The organism is Belnapia arida (assembly GCF_016773205.1).
Lineage (GTDB): Bacteria > Pseudomonadota > Alphaproteobacteria > Acetobacterales > Acetobacteraceae > Belnapia > Belnapia arida.
This window is the reverse complement of sequence record NZ_JAETWB010000001.1, coordinates 266,629-284,634: the sequence shown is the minus strand read 5'-3', so window position 1 is coordinate 284,634 and position 18,006 is coordinate 266,629. Positions and strand designations below refer to the sequence as shown.

Annotated in this window: 17 protein-coding genes; 12 read left to right on the top strand and 5 right to left on the bottom strand. The window is 72.1% G+C overall.

Translation table 11 applies throughout. The features are described from left to right. The first annotated feature begins 2 nt into the window (after positions 1 to 2). Positions 3 to 938, top strand: a complete 936-nt coding sequence (gene flgA / locus JMJ56_RS01535) for a flagellar basal body P-ring formation chaperone FlgA (RefSeq protein ID WP_202829842.1) — start codon at positions 3 to 5, stop codon at positions 936 to 938. Between the two features lie 2 nt (positions 939 to 940). Then, positions 941 to 1,663: a flagellar basal body L-ring protein FlgH gene (gene flgH / locus JMJ56_RS01530; protein ID WP_202829841.1), complete on the top strand. Its 723-nt coding sequence runs from the start codon at positions 941 to 943 to the stop codon at positions 1,661 to 1,663. A gap of 30 nt (positions 1,664 to 1,693) precedes the next feature. Here flgH and JMJ56_RS34725 read toward each other — a convergent pair whose 3' ends face one another. Beyond that, complete coding sequence (locus tag JMJ56_RS34725) at positions 1,694 to 3,109, bottom strand: aminotransferase-like domain-containing protein (protein ID WP_202829840.1); 1,416 nt, start codon at positions 3,107 to 3,109, stop codon at positions 1,694 to 1,696. 172 nt (positions 3,110 to 3,281) lie between these two features. On the opposite strand from JMJ56_RS34725, the gene JMJ56_RS01520 reads away from it, so the two are divergent. Beyond that, on the top strand, positions 3,282 to 3,497 hold the full coding sequence (locus tag JMJ56_RS01520) for a DUF1127 domain-containing protein (RefSeq protein ID WP_202829839.1): 216 nt from the start codon (positions 3,282 to 3,284) through the stop codon (positions 3,495 to 3,497). Positions 3,498 to 3,567: 70 nt separating this feature from the next. Here JMJ56_RS01520 and JMJ56_RS34720 read toward each other — a convergent pair whose 3' ends face one another. Then, a complete protein-coding gene (locus JMJ56_RS34720) occupies positions 3,568 to 4,203 on the bottom strand; it encodes a glutathione S-transferase family protein (protein WP_202829838.1) in 636 nt (211 codons plus the stop codon). Positions 4,204 to 4,236: 33 nt separating this feature from the next. Between JMJ56_RS34720 and JMJ56_RS01510 the strand changes: the two genes are divergently transcribed. Then, entirely contained in the window at positions 4,237 to 4,962 is a 726-nt protein-coding gene (locus JMJ56_RS01510) for an SOS response-associated peptidase (protein WP_202829837.1), read from the top strand. On the opposite strand, the gene JMJ56_RS01505 is transcribed toward JMJ56_RS01510, so the two are convergent. The 3 genes from JMJ56_RS01505 to JMJ56_RS01495 are packed head-to-tail and all read right to left on the bottom strand — an operon-like array spanning position 4,952 to position 8,566. Next, positions 4,952 to 5,881, bottom strand: coding sequence for a dihydrodipicolinate synthase family protein (locus JMJ56_RS01505; protein ID WP_202829836.1), 930 nt, complete (start codon positions 5,879 to 5,881; stop codon positions 4,952 to 4,954). The genes JMJ56_RS01510 and JMJ56_RS01505 overlap by 11 nt on opposite strands. A gap of 1 nt (position 5,882) precedes the next feature. Next, the gene (locus JMJ56_RS01500) at positions 5,883 to 7,310 is read right to left on the bottom strand and encodes a M20 family metallopeptidase (protein ID WP_202829835.1); all 1,428 of its coding nucleotides are present in this window, start codon (positions 7,308 to 7,310) and stop codon (positions 5,883 to 5,885) included. A 5-nt stretch (positions 7,311 to 7,315) separates the two neighbouring features. Next, positions 7,316 to 8,566 (bottom strand): flavin-dependent oxidoreductase, encoded by a 1,251-nt coding sequence (locus JMJ56_RS01495; RefSeq protein WP_202829834.1) that lies wholly within the window; start codon positions 8,564 to 8,566, stop codon positions 7,316 to 7,318. 117 nt (positions 8,567 to 8,683) lie between these two features. Between JMJ56_RS01495 and JMJ56_RS01490 the strand changes: the two genes are divergently transcribed. The 8 genes from JMJ56_RS01490 to JMJ56_RS01455 all read left to right on the top strand — a co-directional run bounded on the left by JMJ56_RS01490 (position 8,684) and on the right by JMJ56_RS01455 (position 17,972). Next, entirely contained in the window at positions 8,684 to 9,247 is a 564-nt protein-coding gene (locus JMJ56_RS01490) for an ANTAR domain-containing response regulator (RefSeq protein WP_328702228.1), read from the top strand. Between the two features lie 225 nt (positions 9,248 to 9,472). Further along, positions 9,473 to 10,600 carry a CmpA/NrtA family ABC transporter substrate-binding protein gene (locus JMJ56_RS01485; RefSeq protein ID WP_202829833.1) on the top strand — a complete coding sequence of 376 codons (1,128 nt, stop codon included), beginning with the start codon at positions 9,473 to 9,475 and terminating at the stop codon, positions 10,598 to 10,600. Between the two features lies 1 nt (position 10,601). Then, the gene (locus JMJ56_RS01480) at positions 10,602 to 11,867 is read left to right on the top strand and encodes a CmpA/NrtA family ABC transporter substrate-binding protein (RefSeq protein ID WP_202829832.1); all 1,266 of its coding nucleotides are present in this window, start codon (positions 10,602 to 10,604) and stop codon (positions 11,865 to 11,867) included. A 3-nt stretch (positions 11,868 to 11,870) separates the two neighbouring features. After that, on the top strand, positions 11,871 to 12,740 hold the full coding sequence (ntrB, locus tag JMJ56_RS01475) for a nitrate ABC transporter permease (RefSeq protein WP_202829831.1): 870 nt from the start codon (positions 11,871 to 11,873) through the stop codon (positions 12,738 to 12,740). A gap of 12 nt (positions 12,741 to 12,752) precedes the next feature. Next, positions 12,753 to 13,547: an ABC transporter ATP-binding protein gene (locus JMJ56_RS01470; RefSeq protein WP_202829830.1), complete on the top strand. Its 795-nt coding sequence runs from the start codon at positions 12,753 to 12,755 to the stop codon at positions 13,545 to 13,547. Between the two features lie 11 nt (positions 13,548 to 13,558). Beyond that, positions 13,559 to 14,758: an NAD(P)/FAD-dependent oxidoreductase gene (locus tag JMJ56_RS01465; protein ID WP_202829829.1), complete on the top strand. Its 1,200-nt coding sequence runs from the start codon at positions 13,559 to 13,561 to the stop codon at positions 14,756 to 14,758. Beyond that, positions 14,758 to 16,482 carry a NirA family protein gene (locus JMJ56_RS01460; RefSeq protein WP_202829828.1) on the top strand — a complete coding sequence of 575 codons (1,725 nt, stop codon included), beginning with the start codon at positions 14,758 to 14,760 and terminating at the stop codon, positions 16,480 to 16,482. The genes JMJ56_RS01465 and JMJ56_RS01460 overlap by 1 nt, the downstream gene beginning before the upstream one ends. Continuing rightward, positions 16,479 to 17,972 (top strand): sulfite reductase subunit alpha, encoded by a 1,494-nt coding sequence (locus tag JMJ56_RS01455; RefSeq protein ID WP_202829827.1) that lies wholly within the window; start codon positions 16,479 to 16,481, stop codon positions 17,970 to 17,972. Before JMJ56_RS01460 ends, JMJ56_RS01455 begins: the two co-directional genes overlap by 4 nt. The last annotated feature ends 34 nt before the right edge of the window (positions 17,973 to 18,006 follow it).

Genomic DNA, 18,006 nt, shown 5'->3' with positions numbered 1-18,006 from the left:
CCATGCGCGCCATCGCGTTGCTCCTGCTGCTCGCCGGCCCCGCCGCGGCGCAGGATCTTGCCAGCATCCGTCCGCTGGCGACGGTCGAATCGCCGACGCTCCTGCTCGGCGACGTCTTCGACGGCGCCGGCCCGCGCGCCGCGCAGCCGGTCGGCGCCAGCCCCGCCCCCGGCCGCCGCCTGGTGCTGGAGGCGCCGCAGCTGCTGGCCCTCGCCCGCGCCCACGGCCTCGCCTGGCGGCCGCTCTCTTCCTACGACCGCGCCATCGTCGAGCGCCCCGGCCGCCCGGTCACACCGGCGGAGATCGGCGATACCCTCAGGCCCGAGCTGCTCCGCCTCGGGATGGATGCGGAAGCCGAGCTCGATCTCGGCCCCCTGCTGCCGCCCATGGTACCGCCCGGCGCCGTCCTCCGCCTGGCCGCCGAGGGCCTCGCCTTCGATCCGGCAACCGGCCGCTTCGCCGCCACGCTGACGATCATGGCCGAGGGCATGCCGGTGCAGCGCCAACGCCTCACCGGCAGGGCGGCGCAGACCGTCCCCGCCGTCGCCGCCACACGCCGCCTCGCCGCCGGCGAGACTCCCCGGCCCGCCGACCTCCGCTCCATCCGTCTCCGCGCGGAGCGCATGCGCCCGGGCATCGCCGAGCGACCGGGGCAGGTGATCGGCCAGCAGCTCCTCCGCCCCGTCGCCGCCGACGCGCCCATCCTGCTCGCCGATCTCGCGCCGCCTGCCCTGGTCGAGAAGAACGCCCTGGTCACCATGCTGCTCGAAGCTCCTGGACTCTCGCTCAGCGCCCAGGGCCGCGCGCTGGAGGCCGGGCCGCGCGGCGGCCTCGTTCCGGTCATGAACCTCGCCAGCCGCGCTGTCGTCGAGGGAGAGGTCGTCGGTCCCGGCCGGGTCCGCATCGCCCCCGGCGCCACCCCGCTTCGGAGGCCCTGACGATGCGCGCTGCCCTCCTCCTGCTGCCGCTGGCACTGTCCGGCTGCGGCTCGCTCGAGCGCCTCTCCCGCGTCGGCCGCCCGCCGGAGTTGTCCGAGGTTCGCAACCCAACGGCCGACCCGGCCTGGCGCCCCGTCTCCATGCCGATGCCGGGCGTGCAGGAGGCGCCCTCAGCGGCCAACAGCCTGTGGCGCACCGGCAGCCGAACCTTCCTGCGTGACCAGCGCGCCGCCCAGGTGGGCGACCTCGTCACCGTGCTGGTCACCGTCGCCGACAATGCCCAAATGCAGAACCGCACCCAGCGCAGCCGCGCCGGCACCGACAGCCTCGGCATCCCGCAGATCTTCGGCATGCAGACGCGTTGGCTGCCGCGCGGCGCCAGCCCCGCAAGCCTGCTCGATGCGTCCGGCGGCCAGACCAGCGACGGCGACGGCACGGTGAAGCGCGGCGAGACCATCAACCTCCGCCTCGCCGCAACGGTCACCCAGGTGCTGCCCAACGGCAACCTCGTCGTCACCGGCAAGCAGGAGGTCCGCGTCAGCGCCGAGCTGCGCGAGCTCTCCGTGCAGGGCGTCATCCGCCCGGAGGACATCGCCAGCGACAACACCATCCGCCACGACCGCCTGGCCGAGGCCCGCATCGCCTATGGCGGCCGCGGCACCCTCTCGGACCTGCAGCAACCGCGCTACGGGCAGCAGCTGCTCGATGCGGTCCTGCCCTTCTGAGCAGGCTGCCGCTTCCTGGGCAGCAGCGCGTTACCGCGCGCCCAGTGCCGCCCCCAGTGCCTCGAACATCCGCGGGTCTGAGGATCGCGCCGCGTTGAAGCGCAGGTGGCGGCTCTCCCCGCGGTCTGGCCGGAACAGCGAGCCGCGCGCCAGCAGTAGCCCGCGGTCGAGCGCTGCCTGGTAGACCGCCTCCGGGTCGCAACCGGGCGGCAGCCCCGCCCAGAGGAAGAGCCCCGGCTCCCCCTCCGCCGCCAGCCCGAACCCGAGCGCCGTGAGCCGCGCCACCGCCTGCGCCCGCGCCGCCGCCAGCTTCGGCCGCAGCCGGTCGAGCCAGCGCCGGTACTGGCCGGAGGCCAGCAGTTCCGCCACCAGCGCCTCCATCAGCGGCGGCAGGGCGGGCGCCGAGAGCAGCTTCGCCTGCAGCAGCGCCTCGATGATCGGCCGCTCGGCGGCGATGAAGCCGAGCCGCGTCGCCGGCCCCACCATCTTGGTGAAGGAGGAGAGGTAGATCAGCCCCCGCCCGCCGGCCAGCTGCAGCAGCCGCACCGGATGGCCGGGATGCAGGTCGGCATAGGTGTCGTCCTCCACCAGCAGAAGGCCGTGCCGCTCGGCGATCAGCAGCAGCCGGTGCAGCGTCGCCGCCGAGGCCGTCCAGCCGGTCGGGTTGTGCAGCACGCTCTGCACGAGGAAGAGCTTCGGCCGCACCATCCGGCAGGCCTGCTCCACCGCCTCCAGGTCCGGCCCCTCCGGCGTCCACGGCACCGGATGCAGCCGTACCCCCGCCCGCTCCAGCATGGTGTAGAATTTGAAGTAGCCCGGGTCTTCCGCCAGCACCGTGTCGCCGGGCTGCAATTGCGTGCGGATGATGAGGTCGAGCGCCTGCGTCCCCCCGAGCGTCGTCAGGATGCAATCCGGCGAGACCGGCATCGCCATCCCCGCCAGCCGCACCGCGATCTGCTCGCGCAGCGCCCCATCCCCCCGCGCCGTTCCATCGCAGGCCAGAAGCTCCGGCATCCGCCGCTGCACCCGGTGCAGCACCGCCGCCGGCCAGGCCTCGCGCAGCCACCCCTCCGGCAGATACCCGTTCCCCGGCTTCCACAGCGCCGGCGCCCCGAAGCTGCGAAGGCTGACCGCCTCGTCCCCCACATCCGGGTCCGCGCCCCGCCCCGCGGGCTGCGGCCCTATGGCGGAGACGAAGGTCCCCGCCCCCGGCCGCGGCGCCACCAGCCCCATCGCCCCCAGCCGGTCATAGGCCTCGACCACCGAATGCACGCTGCACCCGAGCCGCCCCGCCATCGCCCTCACCGAAGGCAGCCGCACCCCCGCCGCCACGCTCCCCGCGCGGATCATCCCGCCGAGCTTGTCGACGATCTGCTCCACCACCGGCCCGTCGCGCTCGAGCCGCAGCGTCGCCAAGGAATTTGGAAGCGGCAGCGTGTCCGACATGCCCCCAGCCTGCCGCCCCTCGGCCCGCCTCCGCAAGCATCACCGTCCCGGACACGGGCCGCACTGTACCGCCCACCGGCCGGTACAGTTCCCCCCGCATCCGCCCACCCGTACCGGGACCGTAAGGTCGCCCGCGCCCATCCTCCATCACCCCAACCGGGAGAATGGAGCCATGCAGACCGTCCTTCGCACGCCCGCCCTCGCCCTCCCCGCCAGCCTGACCCGGCGCCCGCTGCGCGTCCGCGTCACGGCCTGGATGCGGCTCGGCCTGGCCCGGCGCCGCGAGCGGCAATACTTGGCCGAGATGGAGCCGCGCATGCTCCGCGACATCGGCATCGGGCCGCATGATGCAAAGAAAGAGGCCCGGAAATTCTGGTGGGAGATCTGATGCACGAGGGGGACGCCGTCCCCCTCGAACTCCCCCTGCCAAGGGCCGAAAGGCCCTTGGAACCCTCGAGTCAACGCGGCTTCGGCGGCGGGGGCTCCGTGCTCGCCACGCTCGGGCGAGCCAGGTGCCGCGTCAGGTAACCCGTCAACGCCGGCAACCCTGCCATGATCGCCCCAGCCTCCGGCAACCGCGCGAGGTAGTAGAGGATCGGCAGCAGGTTTGCATCCGCCAGAGTGAACCCCCGCCCCACAAGGTGCCCGGTCGGCGCCACGCTCCGGTCGAGAAACCCAAGCTGCTCCCGCACCCCCGGCACCGCCGCCTCCGCCGCCGCCATGTCCGGCGCCCCATCCGCCGTCCCCGGAAACACATGGGCGTAGAGGTACCGCCGGATGCAGACCGGATCGACCACGGTATTCACCACCGAGACCCACTGCTCCACCAGCGCCTGCGCCACCGGCTCCTCCGGGATCACCTTCGGCCCGGGGAAGACGCGGTCGATATAGGTGCAGATCGCCTTCGACTCGTAGAGCACCAGCGCGCCATGCCGCATCGCCGGAATTTTTCCGAAGGGATGCAGCGCCCGCATCTCCGGCGTTCCCGGCCATCCCCTGGTATGGAGATGCGGGACGCCCTTCTCCGCGCAGACCATCCGGCAGGTCCACACATAGGTGCTCCGCGCCACGCCGATGATCTCGAGCTCCGCCATCGCATTCCTCCACCCATGCTGTAGACTGCGCCGATGTGCGGACGATACTTCCAGCAGCGCGGCCCGGCCTCCGTCGCCCGCTACTTCGAGACGCTGAACCCCTTCCCCAACTCGCCCCCGAGCTGGAACCGCGCCCCGACGCAGGATGCGCTGGTCGTCCGCCGCCATCCCGAGACCGGCGCCCGCCACCTCGACCCGCTGCGCTGGGGCCTCGTTCCCCGCTGGTCGAGCGACCCCTCGGTCGGCAGCAAAATGATCAATGCCCGCTCCGAGGGCATCACGGAGAAACCCTCCTTCCGCGAAGCCTTCCGCAAGCGCCGCTGCCTCGTCACCGCCGACGGCTTCTACGAATGGCGCACCGAGGGCAAGGCGAAGCAGCCCTTCGCCGTGGCGCTGGCTGGCGGCGAGCCCATGGCCCTCGCCGGCCTCTGGGAGGGTTGGCGCGCCCCCGACGGCAGCATCCTCCGCACCTGCACCATCGTCACCGGTGAGGCGAACGAGAAACTCGCCGCCATGCACCACCGCATGCCGATGATCCTGCCGCGCGAGGCCTGGCCCGCCTGGCTCGGCGAGACCCCCGCCGAGCCCGAAGACCTCCTCGCCCTGCTCAAGCCCTACCCGCCCGAGCTGACCCTCGCCTGGCCCGTCACCAGCCGCGTCAACAAGCTGGCCGAGAACGACCCCGACCTCCTGCTGCGCGACCCTCTGGCGATGCCGCCGCCCGGCCTCGACGACCCGCCGCCCGAATTCAGAGAGTGACCGCCCGGTCTCGCGTCGCCAGCCGCACGAGCAGGTAATCGACCTCCGCCCGCGTCTCGGCGGAGAGCTTCGGCCCCGGCCGCCGCAACGCGTCGGAGGCGATGATGCCGCGCCGCATCAGCACGTATTTCCGCACGGCAAGACCCAGCCCCGGCTGCAATTCAGTGCGGATCAGCGGCAGGTGCAGGTCGAAGAGGTCCTGCGCCGCGTCGCGCTCCCCCTTCGCCATCAGCTCGCAGACCCGCACCAGCATCTCCGGCACGCCGTAGCCGGTCATGATGCCATCCGCCCCGCGCAGCAGCTCCTCCGGCAGGAACTGCCCGCCTAGCCCGCCGAGGATGCTGATGCGCCGCATCCGCCCCACGCCGGACAGCCGCCGCAGCGCGGTGATCTTGTCGAGCCCCGGCCAGTCCTCCGCCTTCAGCATGACGAGGCGCGGGTCCTCGGCCATCCGCCGGATCATCTCGACGGACATGAAGATGCCGTTGGCCTGCGGATAGTCCTGCAGCACATAGGGCGCATCGCCCACCGCCTCGGCGGCGCCTGCGATATAGGAGACGACGGCATCGTCCCCCCTCAGCCCCGGCTGCGGCGCGATCATCACCCCCGCCGCACCGGCACCCATGGCGCTGCGCGCCAGCGACGCCATGCTGGCGAAGCCGGGCGAGGATACGCCGACCACCACAGGCACCCGGCCATCCACCCGGCGCAGCACGCGGCCCGTGAACTCCACAGCCTCCGCCGCATCCAGCTTCGGCGCCTCCCCCATGATGCCGAGGATGGTGAGCCCGCTCGCCCCAGCGGCGAGATAGGCCTCCACCATACGGTCCGTGCTGGCCAGGTCGAGCGCCCCCTCCGGCGTGAAGGGCGTCGGCGCGATGACGAAGACGCCGCGCGCCTTCTCGTTGAGCTGCGCCATCTCAGGCCGCCGTCACGGACATGTCGAAGGGCGGCTGCACATCGGGCGACAGCACCGGCTCATAGGGGTTCGCCGCCGTGCGCTCCGCGAGGTCGGCCTTCGCCGCCTCGATCAGCGCCGGGTCGCGCAGGCAGTCCACCGCCGTCCCGGCCATCACCTTCGCCACATGCACCATGCCCTTATGCGCCGCGGGCAGCTTGCCCTGCGCGGTGAGCTGCCAGGAATGCCCCGGCGTGCCGATCGCATAGGTCGAGCCCCGAGCCTGCACCGTCGGCACCACCCAGGAGACGTCGCCCACATCGGTCGAGCCCATCATCGGCGCCCCACGCACCTCGAGCGGCACGACGACGTCGCAGAGCGCAACGCCCTTGCGCATCGGCAGGCCGATCCGTCGCCAGGAGGCCGCGATGTCCTCCTCCGTCAGCGTCGCCTGGAACTCCGCGGCCCGCGCCCGGTCGAGATCGTCGAAGGGCGGTGGCCCCAGCCGGTCGAGGTTGTTCTGCATCGCCCGCTCCAGCGGACCGTTGCCGAGCAGGTTGGAGACGCCGGAGACGACCCTGGACGAGACCTTGGTCTCCGTCATCATCGCCGCCCCGTCGGCGACCTTCCGCACCCGCTCGATCAGCCGCCGCAGCTCGACGAGGTCCCGCGCCCGGATCAGGTAGCGCACCTTGGCTGTCGGCTGCACCACATTGGGCGCGACGCCGCCGGCATCGAGATAGGCATAGTGGACGCGCGCATCGCTCGGCATGTGCTCGCGCATGTAGTTGACGCCGACATTCATCAGCTCGACGGCATCGAGCGCGCTCCGCCCCAGATGCGGCGCCGCCGCGGCATGGCTGGCCCGCCCGACGAAGGAGAAGTCGATCCGCGTATTGGCCAGGCTGACGGCCTCCTGCACCGCGGCAAAGGCCGCCGGATGCCAGGAGATGGCGACATCGACGTCCTTGAAGGCCCCGTCGCGGACCATGAAGCCCTTCGCCGCCCCGCCTTCCTCGGCAGGGCACCCATAATACCGCACCCGCCCCGGCAGCTTGTTCTCCGCAAGCCACTCCTTCACCGCCGTCGCCGCCAGCAGCGAGGCCGAGCCCAGCAGGTTGTGCCCGCAGCCATGGCCGAAGCCCGGCCCCGGCAGCGGCCGCGGCTCGGCGACGCCCGCCTCCTGGCTCAGCCCCGGCAGCGCGTCATACTCGCCTAGGATGGCGATGACCGGCCCGCCCTCGCCCGCCTCGCCCATCACCGCGGTCGGGATGCCCGCCACTTTCTCCGTCACCCGGAAGCCCTGCTCCTTCAGCATCGCGGTATGCTCGGCGCAGGAGCGCGTCTCGGTATAGGCGAGTTCCGGCATGCCCCAGACGCGGTCGGAGAGCGCCTCGAAGCCGCCCCGCTTCGCATCCACCAGCCGCCAGATCGCTTCGCTATTGTCCATGATGGTCAGGCCCGTGCCTTGAGTGTGTCCAGATCATAGCCTGCGACGCGCTTGTAGCCACCCGTGATGGCCAGCATCTCCTCGCGCGACATCACATCCTCGATCCGCGCGAAGGGCCGGTCGCCGGTCCGCGCATAGACCTCGCCGAGGATCGCATCCGGCGGCGTCTTGCGGTTGGTCAGCACGACCTGCGTCGTCGCCGGCAGCCGGATGGCCTCATAGGCCTTCAACGCCGTCTCCGGGTCGTCCGCATGCTGGGCCAGCTTATCGGCGAGGCAGCGCGCATCGAGGATGGATTGCCCCGCGCCGTTCGACCCGCGCGGCACCATCGGATGCGCCGCATCGCCGAGCAAGGTCAGCCGCCCGAAGCTCCAGCGCGGCAGCGGGTCCTGGTCCACCATCGGGAATTCCAGCACCACGTCGGAGGCACGCAGCATCGAAGGCAGGTCGAGCCAGTCGAAGACCCAGTCCCGCACATAGGGGATGACATCCTCCACATCGCCCGGCCGGCTCCAGTCGCGGCGGGAGCGGTGCTTCTCGGTCTCCACCTCGAAGACCCAGTTGATGAGCGGCCGCCCCTCGCCATCGACGTCCTGGCGGATCGGGTAGATCACCATCTTGCCGGTCTTCAGCCAGCCCGCCCGCGTCATGCTTGCGCCCGTCAGGATCGGCGTCCAGCGTGCGACGCCCCGCCACATGTTGTAGCCGGTGTATTTCGGCTCTCCCTCGTTCGGATAGAAGTGCCGGCGCAGCACGGAATGGATGCCATCCGCCCCGATCGCCGCACTGCCCCGCAGGGGCTCGGGCGTCACTCCGCCCCGTCCTGGGGTGAAGTGGATGGTGACGCCATCCTCGTCCTGCTCCACCCGCGCCACACGCCGATCGAACAGCACCGCCTCTTCCCCCAGCCGCTCCTGGACGGCGGCCAGCAACACGCCATGCAGGTCCGCCCGGTGGAGCGACACCTGGGGGTGATCGTAGCCGGCGGCCCGCCCAAGCGGCTCGCGGTGGATCAGCTGCCCGAAGCGGTTGAAGAAATTCGCCTCATCCGTCTGCACGCCATGCCTGAGCAACTCATCCTGCAGGCCGAGCCGCGCCAGCTCGGCTGCGGCATGCGGCAGGATGTTCACCCCGACGCCAAGCGGCCTGACCTCTGCCACCGCCTCGACCACCCGGCAGGGGATGCCGTTGCGGTGCAGGCAGAGAGCGAGCGTCAGCCCGCCGATGCCCCCGCCGATGACCAGGATGCCCTCCATGGCGCCTCTCCCCTCCGCCCTAGGGATACTGGCCTGCCCGTCCTCGAGGTCAAGCGCCGCCTTCGTCACGCGGCACGATCTGTGCTTGTCGCCGACCGGATCGACCGGGGAGCCCGCGTGCTGCGCGTCTTGCTTGTGGACAGTGACCCGGAGCGGGCCGCCGCCGTCGAGGCCGGCCTCTCCGCCACCGGCTGCACCGTCGTCGCCATCGCCTCGGGCACGCGCGACCTGACGCGCCATGTCCGTGATACCGGCGCCGAGGTGATCGTCTGCGGCCTCGACGACCCCTCGCGCGACGAGCTGGAGGGCATGGGTGCCCTGCATCGCGACGAGCCCCGCCCCGTCATCCTTTTCGCCGAGAAAGCCGAGCCGGAGCAGATCGAGGCGGCGCTGGCCGCCGGCGTCTCCGCCTATGTGGTGGAGGGCATGGCCCCCGCCCGCGTGCGCCCGGTGATCGAGGTCGCCATCCGTCGCTTCCGCGCCCACCAGGCGCTGCGCGAGGAACTCGCCACCGCCCGCCGCGACCTTGAGGAGCGCAAGCTGGTGGATCGTGCCAAGGTGCTGCTGATGTCCCGCCATCGCCTCACCGAGCCCGAGGCCTATAAGCGCCTCCGCCGCATGGCCATGGACCGTGGCCTGCGAATCCCCGCGCTCGCAGCACTTCTTACGGATAAGAATTAGGCAAAAAGCTTACATAATAGGCCTAATTCTTTCCGAAATGGCCAACTGCCCATTCTTGCCGCATTTCCTTCTTGACCGACCGCCCTCGCTTTTGCTGCATGTCAGCGGCGAGGCGATGCACAGCGGCGTGCATCGCACCGGCCCCGAGCGGGGCCACGCGCCCGATCCACCCGCGGTCCAATGGCGGCCCGCACCTGGCCCATTCCGGGCCGGAGGACCGCCTTCGTGCCGCTCGACGCCGACGACGCCCCCCGCCCGACGCTCCGCCGCCCGGTCCTCCGCACCCTTCGCCTCGGCTTCGTCCCGCTGACCGACGCCGCGCCGCTGCTTGCCGCGCAGGAGCTCGGCCTGTTCGATGCCGTCGGCCTCCGCGTCGCCCTCACCGCCGAGCCCTCCTGGGCCGCGCTGCGCGACAAGCTGGCCTTCGGCGCGCTCGACGCCGCCCATCTTCTCGGCCCCATGCCAATTGCGCTCGCCGCCGGCCTCACCGGCGTCCGCGCCCAGGTCACGGTTGCCGCCGGGCTTGGCGCCAACGGCAACACCGTCACCCTCTCCAACGCGCTGGCGCAGGAGCTCGGCCGCTTCCCCCGCCCGCTGGCCGCCGCGAGCTTCGCCGCCCTGGTCCGCCGCCGCGCCACGGCCGGCCGCCGCCCGCTGACGCTCGCCGTCGTCTTCCCCTTCTCCTCGCACAACTACCTGCTGCGCCACTGGCTGGCCGAGGGCGGCCTCGACCCCGACCGCGACCTCCGCCTCACCGTCGTGCCGCCGCCGATGGTCGCCGAGCGCCTGGCCGAGGGCGAGATCGACGGCTTTTGCGCCGGCGAGCCCTGGGGTAGCCATGCCGCCGCCCTCGGCGCCGGCCGCATCGCCCTCTCCACCGGCGACATCTGGCCGAACCACCCGGAGAAGGTCCTTGCCTTCGACGCCGGCTACGCCACGCGCGACCCGGAAAGCACGACAGCCTGCACCGCCGCCGTCATCGCCGCCGCCCGCTGGCTGGACGAGCCGTCGAACCAGGCCGAGGCAGTGAACATCCTCCGCCGCCGCGCCTTCCCGAAGCTCGCCCCCGCCGAGATTGCCGCCGCCTTCGAGGGCATGGCCGAGGGCTTCGCGCTCGGCGCCCCGCTCCGCTTCCACAACGCCACCCTGCCGCGCCGCGAGCAGGCCGCCTGGTTCCTCCGCCAGATGCGCCGCTGGAGCCACATCCCCGCCGCGATCAGCGACAGCACGGCCCTCGCCCCCTGGCGCCCCGACATCTGGCGCGCCGCAGCCGTCCGGCTGCACGAGGCCGAGCCCCCCGCGCCCCCGCCACCCCCTTCCTCGCCGCTGGGCGACAGAATGGAGCATGCCTGAGATGAACCTCACCCGCCGTACCGCCCTCACCGCGACGGCCGCCCTGCTCGCCGCTGCCCGTGCCGCGGCGCCGCGCGGCGCCTTCGCGCAAGGCGCGACGACGGCCGAGGTCCGGAAGGCCGTGCTCGGCTACATCGCCCTCACCGACGCCGCCCCCCTCATCATTGCCAAGGAGCGGGGCCTCTTCGCCAAGCACGGCATGCCCGAGGTCGAGGTCTCGAAGCAGGCGAGCTGGGGCGCCACGCGCGACAACCTCGTCCTCGGCGGCGAGCGCGGCGGCATCGACGGCGCCCATATCCTGACGCCGCTCCCCTACCTGATGACCGCCGGCAAGGTCACGCAGAACAACCAGCCCGTGCCCATGGTCATCACCGCCCGGCTGAACACCAACGGCCAGGGACTCTCGGTCGGCGAGAAGCACAGGGCGCTGAAGCCGACCATCGACGCCGGCAGCCTCAAGCGCGCCATGACGCAGGAGAGCAAGGTCGCCATGACCTTCCGCGGCGGCACGCACGACCTCTGGATCCGCTATTGGCTGGCCGCCGGCGGCATCGACCCGGACCGCGACGTGCAGACCATCGTCGTCCCGCCGCCGCAGATGGTCGCCAACATGAAGGTCGGCACCATGGACGCCTTCTGCGTCGGCGAGCCCTGGAACGACCAGCTCGTCAACCAGAAGATCGGCTTCACCGCCGCCGTCACCGGCGAGCTGTGGCGCGACCACCCCGAGAAGTCCCTCGGCCTCCGCGCCGACTGGGTCGAGCGCCACCCGAACGCCGCGACGGCGCTGACCGCCGCCGTCATCGAGGCGCAGCGCTGGTGCGACGAGGCCGCGAACAAGCAGGAGATGTGCGCCATCATCGGCCGCCGCGCCTGGTTCAACGTGCCGGTCGCCGACATCCTCAACCGCAGCCTCGGCAACATCGACTACGGCGACGGCCGCAAGGTGGAAGCGAGCCCGCTGCTGATGAAGTTCTGGCGAGACCACGCCAGCTACCCCTTCGCCTCGCACGAGCTCTGGTTCCTCACCGAGGACATCCGCTGGGGCGTCCTCCCCGAATCGACCGACACCAAGGCCCTCATCGCCCAGGTCAACCGCGAGGCCATCTGGCGCGCCGCCGCCGAGCGCGCCGGCGTCCCCGCATCCGAGATGCCGACGGGCACCAGCCGCGGCCGCGAGACCTTCTTCGACGGCAAGGTCTTCGACCCGGAGAACCCCGCCGCCTACCTCGCCTCCCTGTCCATCAAGAAACTCGCCGGAGCCTGAGCGATGACGATGTTGGCCCGCAAGCCGGCGGCCACCGCCCCGGCCACCCTCTCCGCCCCGGCGAGCTTCGCCGCCCTGCCGCGCGTCTCGCGCCTCCGCCCCATCCTGGCGCAGGTGATCCCGCCCCTGCTGGTGGTCGTCGCGCTTGCCGCGCTCTGGCAGTTCGCGGCGAGCGGCCCGAACGCGACGCTGCCGCCGCCGACCAAGGTCTGGGCCGATGCACGCGAGCTCATCACCGACCCCTTCTTCGACAATGGCGGCCTCGACAAGGGACTGTTCTGGCACCTCCTCGCCAGCCTCCAGCGCGTCGCCCTCGGCTTCGCCCTCGCCGCCGTGGCCGGCATCTTCCTCGGCCTGCTGGTCGGCACCTCGGACTTCGCCATGCGCGGACTCGACCCGATCTTCCAGGTGCTCCGCACCGTCCCGCCGCTCGCCTGGCTGCCCCTGGCGCTCGCCGCCTTCCGGGAAGCCCAGCCGAGCGCGATCTTCGTGATCTTCATCACCTCGATCTGGCCGATCATCATCAACACCGCCGTCGGCGTACGCAACGTCCCGCAGGACTACCGCAACGTCGCCGCCGTCATCCGCCTCCGCGGCCCCGCCTTCTTCTGGAAGATCGTGCTGCCGGCCGCCGCACCCTACATCTTCACCGGCCTCAAGATCGGCATCGGCCTCTCCTGGCTGGCGATCATCGCCGCCGAGATGCTGATCGGCGGCGTCGGCATCGGCTTCTTCATCTGGGATGCCTGGAACAGCTCCAACCTCTCCGACATCATCGTGGCCCTCACCTATGTCGGCCTGGTCGGCTTCGCGCTCGACCGCATCGTGGCGCTTGCCGGCCGCGTCGCCACACGCGGCACCTCGGCCTCCTAGGGAGAACAGCAGATGGACCGCTTCCTCGACATCTCCCAGCTCTCCGTCGCCTTCCCGAAGGCACCCGTCCCCGTGCTGCGCGAGATTGACCTGCAGATCGCCCGCGGCGAGTACGTCGCCGTCATCGGCCATAGCGGCTGCGGCAAGTCGACGCTGCTGAACGTCATCGCCGGCCTGCTCCCCGCGACCGCGGGCGGCGTCGTCCTCGAAGGCCGCGAGATCGAGGGCCCCGGCCCCGACCGCGCCGTCGTCTTCCAGAACCACAGCCTGCTGCCCTGGCTGACCTGCTACGAGAACGTCAAGCTGGCGGTCGACCAGACGCTCAGCAAGACGATGTCCCGCGCCGAGCGCCATGACTGGGTGCTGGAGAACCTCGCCCTCGTCCGCATGACCCACGCCAAGGACAAGCGCCCCTCGGAAATCTCGGGCGGCATGAAGCAGCGCATCGGCATCGCCCGCGCCTTGTCGATGAAGCCCAAGGTCCTCCTCCTCGACGAGCCCTTCGGCGCCCTCGACGCCCTAACGCGCGCCCACCTGCAGGACCAGGTGATGGAGATCCACGCCAGCCGCGGCACCACGGTGGTGATGATCACCCACGACGTGGACGAAGCGGTGCTGCTCTCCGACCGCATCGTCATGCTGACCAACGGTCCCAACGCCCGCATCGGCGAGATCCTGGAGGTTGACCTGCCCCGGCCCCGCGACCGTCTCGCCTTGGCCGCCGACCCGCGCTTCGTCGCCGCGCGCACGGCGGTGCTGGAATTCCTCCACGCCCGCCACGCCAACCCGGCCCTGGCCGCCGCCTGAGGACAGCCACCATGCGTGTTCTCGTCATCGGTGCGGGCCCGGCCGGCGCGCGCTGCGCCGTCCGGCTCGCCGAGCGGATGCCCGAAGCCCGGGTCACCCTCGCCGGCGCGGAGGCCGCGCTGCCCTATGACCGGGTCGCCCTGTCGAAGCTGCTCGCGGGCGACGCCACCATCGAATCCCTCATCACCCATCCCCTGCCGATGCTGCGGTCCTTGGGCATCCACTACCGCCCCGCCACCCCCATCGCCGCCCTCGACCGCGCCGCGGGCGAGGCGGTGACGGCGCGCTGCGAACGCCTGGCCTACGACCGCCTAGTACTCGCCACCGGCTCCACCGCCATCCGCCTGCCTTTCCCCGGCGCGACGCTGCCCGGCGTCGTCCTCTACCGCGACATGGACGACGTCCGCGCCATGCTTCGGGCCGCCCGCAGCGGCGGCCGTGCGGTGGTGATCGGCGGCGGGCTGCTCGGCCTTGAGGCCGCCGTCGGCCTCGCCGCCCGCGGCCTGCGCGTCACCGTCGTCCATGCCGTCGGCTGGCCGATGGAACGCCAGCTCGACCCGGCGGCCGGCGCCCTGCTGACCAGCCGCCTCGGCATGCGGGGAATCCGCTTCGCCATGCCCGCCAGCACCACCGCCATCGAGGGCGAGGACCGCGCCCGCGCCGTCCTGCTCGCCGACGGCACCCGCATCCCCGCCGAGCTCGTGGTGATGGCCGTCGGCATCCGCCCCAACATCGCCCTCGCCCGCGAGTCCGGCCTGCCCACCGCCCGCGCCATCACCGTCGACGACGCCATGCGCACCGCCGACCCGGCGGTCTACGCCATCGGCGAATGCGCCGAGCACGATGGCCGCTGCATCGGCCTCGTCGCCCCCGCTTTGGAGCAGGCCGAGGTCGCCGCCCGCGCCATCGCCGGCGAGGCCGCCGCCTGGGCCCCGCGCGCCGATGCCGCCGCGCTGAAGGTCTCCGGCACCGCCGTCTGGTCAGCCGGCGACATCGCCGATGCCGAGGCCGAGTGCATCACCCTCCGCGACGAGGCGGAGGAACGCTACCGCCGCCTCCTGCTCCGCGACGGCCGCCTGATCGGCGCCGTCCTCTATGGCGATACGGCGGATGCCGGCTTCTACCTCGATCTCATCACCACCCGCCGCAGCGTGGCGGGGTTCCGGTCGGCCCTCGCCTTGGGTCCGGCCTTCGTCCGGGAGGCCGCCTGATGCCCGACACCGGTTTCAGCCCCGAGCAGCAAGAGTACCTGAAAGGCTTCATGGCCGGCGTCGAGGCCCGCCGCGGCAGCCTCGCCCCCGCCTCGGAACGCACCGCGCCGCCCGACGCCCTCCGCGCCGCCCAGGACCGCGCGGTGGCGGCAGGCGGCAAGCTCGTCCCCCAGGAGCAGGCGAAGCGCGAGCGCCACCCCCTCGACCGCTGGGACGAACTCACGGCACGCGCCGCCATCGGCCGCTTCCCGAAGCCGATCGAAGACTTCATCGGCCGCTACCACGGCCTGTTCTACGTGGGTCCTGCGCAAGACGCCTTCATGTGCCGCCTCCGCATCCCCGGCGGCATCCTGAGCAGCTGGCAGCTCCGCGGCATCGCCGACATCGCCGAGGACTGCGCCGGCGGCTATGCCGACGTCACCACGCGCGCCAACCTGCAATACCGCGAGATCCCCGCCGCGAAGGGCCCCGAGGTGGTGATGCGCCTCGGCGATCTCGGCCTGCTGCCGCGCGGCACCGGCGCCGACAACATCCGCAACATCACCGCATCGCCGACGGCCGGCATCGACGCCGCCGAGCTGATCGACACTCGCCCCCTCGTCCGCGCCCTGCACCACCACATCCTGGCGACGCGCGACCTCTTCGGCCTGCCGCGCAAGTTCAACATCGCGCTCAGCGGCGGCGGCGCCGTGGAGGTGCTGCAGGAAACCAACGACATCGCCCTCACCGCCATCGAGACGGCGGAGGGCATCCGCTTCCGCCTGAACCTCGGCGGCATCACCGGCCACCGCGACTTCGCCCGCGCCACCGGCGTCGCTATCGCCCCCGAGGATGTGGTGCCCGTCTGCGACGCCATCCTCCGCGTCTTCATCGCGGAAGGCTGCCGCACCGACCGCGCCAGGGCCCGGCTGAAATACGTCCTCGACCGCATGGGCGTGGACGCCTTCCTCCACGCCGTCGAGGACCGCCTCGGCCGCCCCCTCCCCCGCCTTGCCGCCACCGGCGCACCGGTGATGCCCGCGAAGCACGGCCATATCGGCATCCACGCCCAGAAGCAGCCCGGCCTTCGCTACATCGGCGTGGCGACCCGCCTCGGCCGCCTCACCACCGCCCAGCTCCGCGGCCTCGCCGACCTCGCCGAGCGCCATGGCAGCGGCACCATCCGCCTCACCGTCTGGCAGAACCTCCTGCTCTCCGACATCCCCGAGGCCGCCATCCCCGCCCTCCGGTCCGGCCTCACCGCCCTGGGCCTCGGCTGGGAAGCCAGTGCGCTCCGCGGTGGCCTCGTCGCCTGCACCGGCGCCGCCGGCTGCAAATTCGCAGCATCCGACACCAAGCGCCACGCGGCAGAACTCGCGGACTTCCTCGACCCCCGCATCGCCATCGATCAGCCGATCAACATCCACCTGACCGGCTGCCACCACTCCTGCGCCCAGCACTACATCGCCGATATCGGCCTGCTCGGCGCCAAGGTCGAACGCGGCGAGGAGACGGTCGAAGGCTACGACCTGCACATCGGCGGCGGCGCCGGCCCCGAGCAGAAGATCGGCCGCCTCATCCGCAAGGCGGTCGCCCATGACGAACTTTCCCCCGTCGTGCTGAGCCTGCTCCAAGCCTGGCTCCGCACCCGCGCCGAGGCCGAGAGCTTCCACCTCTGGTCAGCCCGCCAATCCGACGAAGCCCTCGCCGCCCTCGCCGAAGCGCGGATCCTGGAGGACGCATGAACGCCATCTCCCCCGCCCCGCTGATCCCCGAATCGGCCCCCTTCACCCCCGCCCAGCGCGCCTGGCTGAACGGCTTCCTCGCCGGCCTCTACGGCGGTGCCGAAGCCGCCCTCCCCGCCCCCGCGCAGGAAGCCGAGGACTTCCCCTGGCACGACCCCGCCCTCGACCTCGCCGAGCGCATGGTCCTCGCCGAAGGCAAGCCGAAGCCCCGCCGCTTGATGGCCGCCATGGCCCAGCTCGATTGCGGCCAATGCGGCTACATCTGCCAGACCTATGCCGAGGCGCTCGCTTCCGGCGCCGAAACCTCCGCCTCCCTCTGCGTCCCCGGCGGCAAGCCGACCACGAAGGCGCTAAAGTCCCTCCTCGCCGAAGCCGCGCCACTCGCCCCCGCCGCACCGGCGCCCAAGCCCGCTGGCCCGGTCGGCGAGCCGGTCCGCTTCCTCGCCGCCACGCGCCTCACCGGCCCCGCTTCGGCGAAGGACGTTCGCCACGTTGTCCTCGACCTCGCCGGCACCGGCCTCGCCTACCAGGCCGGCGATTCCGTCGGCGTCATGGTGGAAAACGACCCTGCGCTGGTCGATGCCGTAATCGCCGCCCTCGGCGCCGAGCCCTCCCTCCGCCCCGTCCTGCTGCGCGAGCGCGACATCGGCCGTCCGCTCGACCGCACGACAGACCTGCTCGCCGGCGCCGCCCGCGACCCGCGCGAGGCCGCCATGCTCCGCAAGCTCTCAGACGGCGACGACGATGCCGGGCCGAAGGAGGCCGACCTGCTCGACCTCCTTCAGGCCTTCCCTTCCGCCCGCCCACCCGTCGCCGACCTCATCGCCTCCCTCCCCGCGCTGAAGCCCCGCCTCTACTCCATCGCCTCCTCGCCGCTTGCCGCCCCCGGCAAGGTCGAGCTCTGCATCGGCGTCGTGCAGGCCGAGCGCCGCGGCCGCCTGCGCGACGGCATCGCCTCCTGCCACCTCGCCCTCCGCGCCTCGCCCGACCAGCCCCTCCGCGCCTACATCCAGCCCAGCCACTTCCGCCTGCCCGAGAACCCGGAGACGCCGGTCGTCATGATCGGCCCGGGCACCGGCATCGCCCCCTTCCGCGCCTTCCTCCAGCACCGCGCCGCGACCGCCGCGCCGGGCCGCAACTGGCTCTTCTTCGGCGAACAGCGCAGCGCGACGGACTTCCTCTTCCGCCCCGAGATCGAGGCCTGGCGCGAGGACGGCCTGCTCACCAGGCTCTCCCTCGCCTGGTCCCGCGACGGCGTGCAGAAGGTCTACGTCCAGGACCGCATGCGCGAGGAAGCATCCGACCTCTGGCGCTGGCTGCAGGACGGCGCGCATGTCTATGTCTGCGGCGACGCCTCCCGCATGGCGAAGGATGTCGATACCGCCCTGCGTGCGATCGCCATGGAGCAAGGCAGGATGAACGCCGACCAGGCCCGCGACTGGATCGTCTCGCTGGCCCGCCAGCACCGCTACCAGCGCGACGTATATTAGTTCCCCACGACACCGCTGACGCGGCGTCGCGGGG

Bases quoted from the DNA above. Each gene is read 5' to 3' on its own strand.
- JMJ56_RS01460 (WP_202829828.1), top strand. From the start codon at position 14,758: ATGCCCGACACCGGTTTCAGCCCCGAGCAGCAAGAGTACCTGAAAGGC.
- flgH (WP_202829841.1), top strand. From the start codon at position 941: ATGCGCGCTGCCCTCCTCCTGCTGCCGCTGGCACTGTCCGGCTGCGGC.
- flgA (WP_202829842.1), top strand. From the start codon at position 3: ATGCGCGCCATCGCGTTGCTCCTGCTGCTCGCCGGCCCCGCCGCGGCG.
- JMJ56_RS01520 (WP_202829839.1), top strand. From the start codon at position 3,282: ATGCAGACCGTCCTTCGCACGCCCGCCCTCGCCCTCCCCGCCAGCCTG.
- JMJ56_RS01510 (WP_202829837.1), top strand. From the start codon at position 4,237: ATGTGCGGACGATACTTCCAGCAGCGCGGCCCGGCCTCCGTCGCCCGC.
- JMJ56_RS34720 (WP_202829838.1), bottom strand. From the start codon at position 4,203: ATGGCGGAGCTCGAGATCATCGGCGTGGCGCGGAGCACCTATGTGTGG.
- JMJ56_RS34725 (WP_202829840.1), bottom strand. From the start codon at position 3,109: ATGTCGGACACGCTGCCGCTTCCAAATTCCTTGGCGACGCTGCGGCTC.
- JMJ56_RS01505 (WP_202829836.1), bottom strand. From the start codon at position 5,881: ATGGCGCAGCTCAACGAGAAGGCGCGCGGCGTCTTCGTCATCGCGCCG.
- JMJ56_RS01470 (WP_202829830.1), top strand. From the start codon at position 12,753: ATGGACCGCTTCCTCGACATCTCCCAGCTCTCCGTCGCCTTCCCGAAG.
- JMJ56_RS01455 (WP_202829827.1), top strand. From the start codon at position 16,479: ATGAACGCCATCTCCCCCGCCCCGCTGATCCCCGAATCGGCCCCCTTC.
- JMJ56_RS01480 (WP_202829832.1), top strand. From the start codon at position 10,602: ATGAACCTCACCCGCCGTACCGCCCTCACCGCGACGGCCGCCCTGCTC.
- JMJ56_RS01495 (WP_202829834.1), bottom strand. From the start codon at position 8,566: ATGGAGGGCATCCTGGTCATCGGCGGGGGCATCGGCGGGCTGACGCTC.
- JMJ56_RS01500 (WP_202829835.1), bottom strand. From the start codon at position 7,310: ATGGACAATAGCGAAGCGATCTGGCGGCTGGTGGATGCGAAGCGGGGC.
- ntrB (WP_202829831.1), top strand. From the start codon at position 11,871: ATGACGATGTTGGCCCGCAAGCCGGCGGCCACCGCCCCGGCCACCCTC.
- JMJ56_RS01465 (WP_202829829.1), top strand. From the start codon at position 13,559: ATGCGTGTTCTCGTCATCGGTGCGGGCCCGGCCGGCGCGCGCTGCGCC.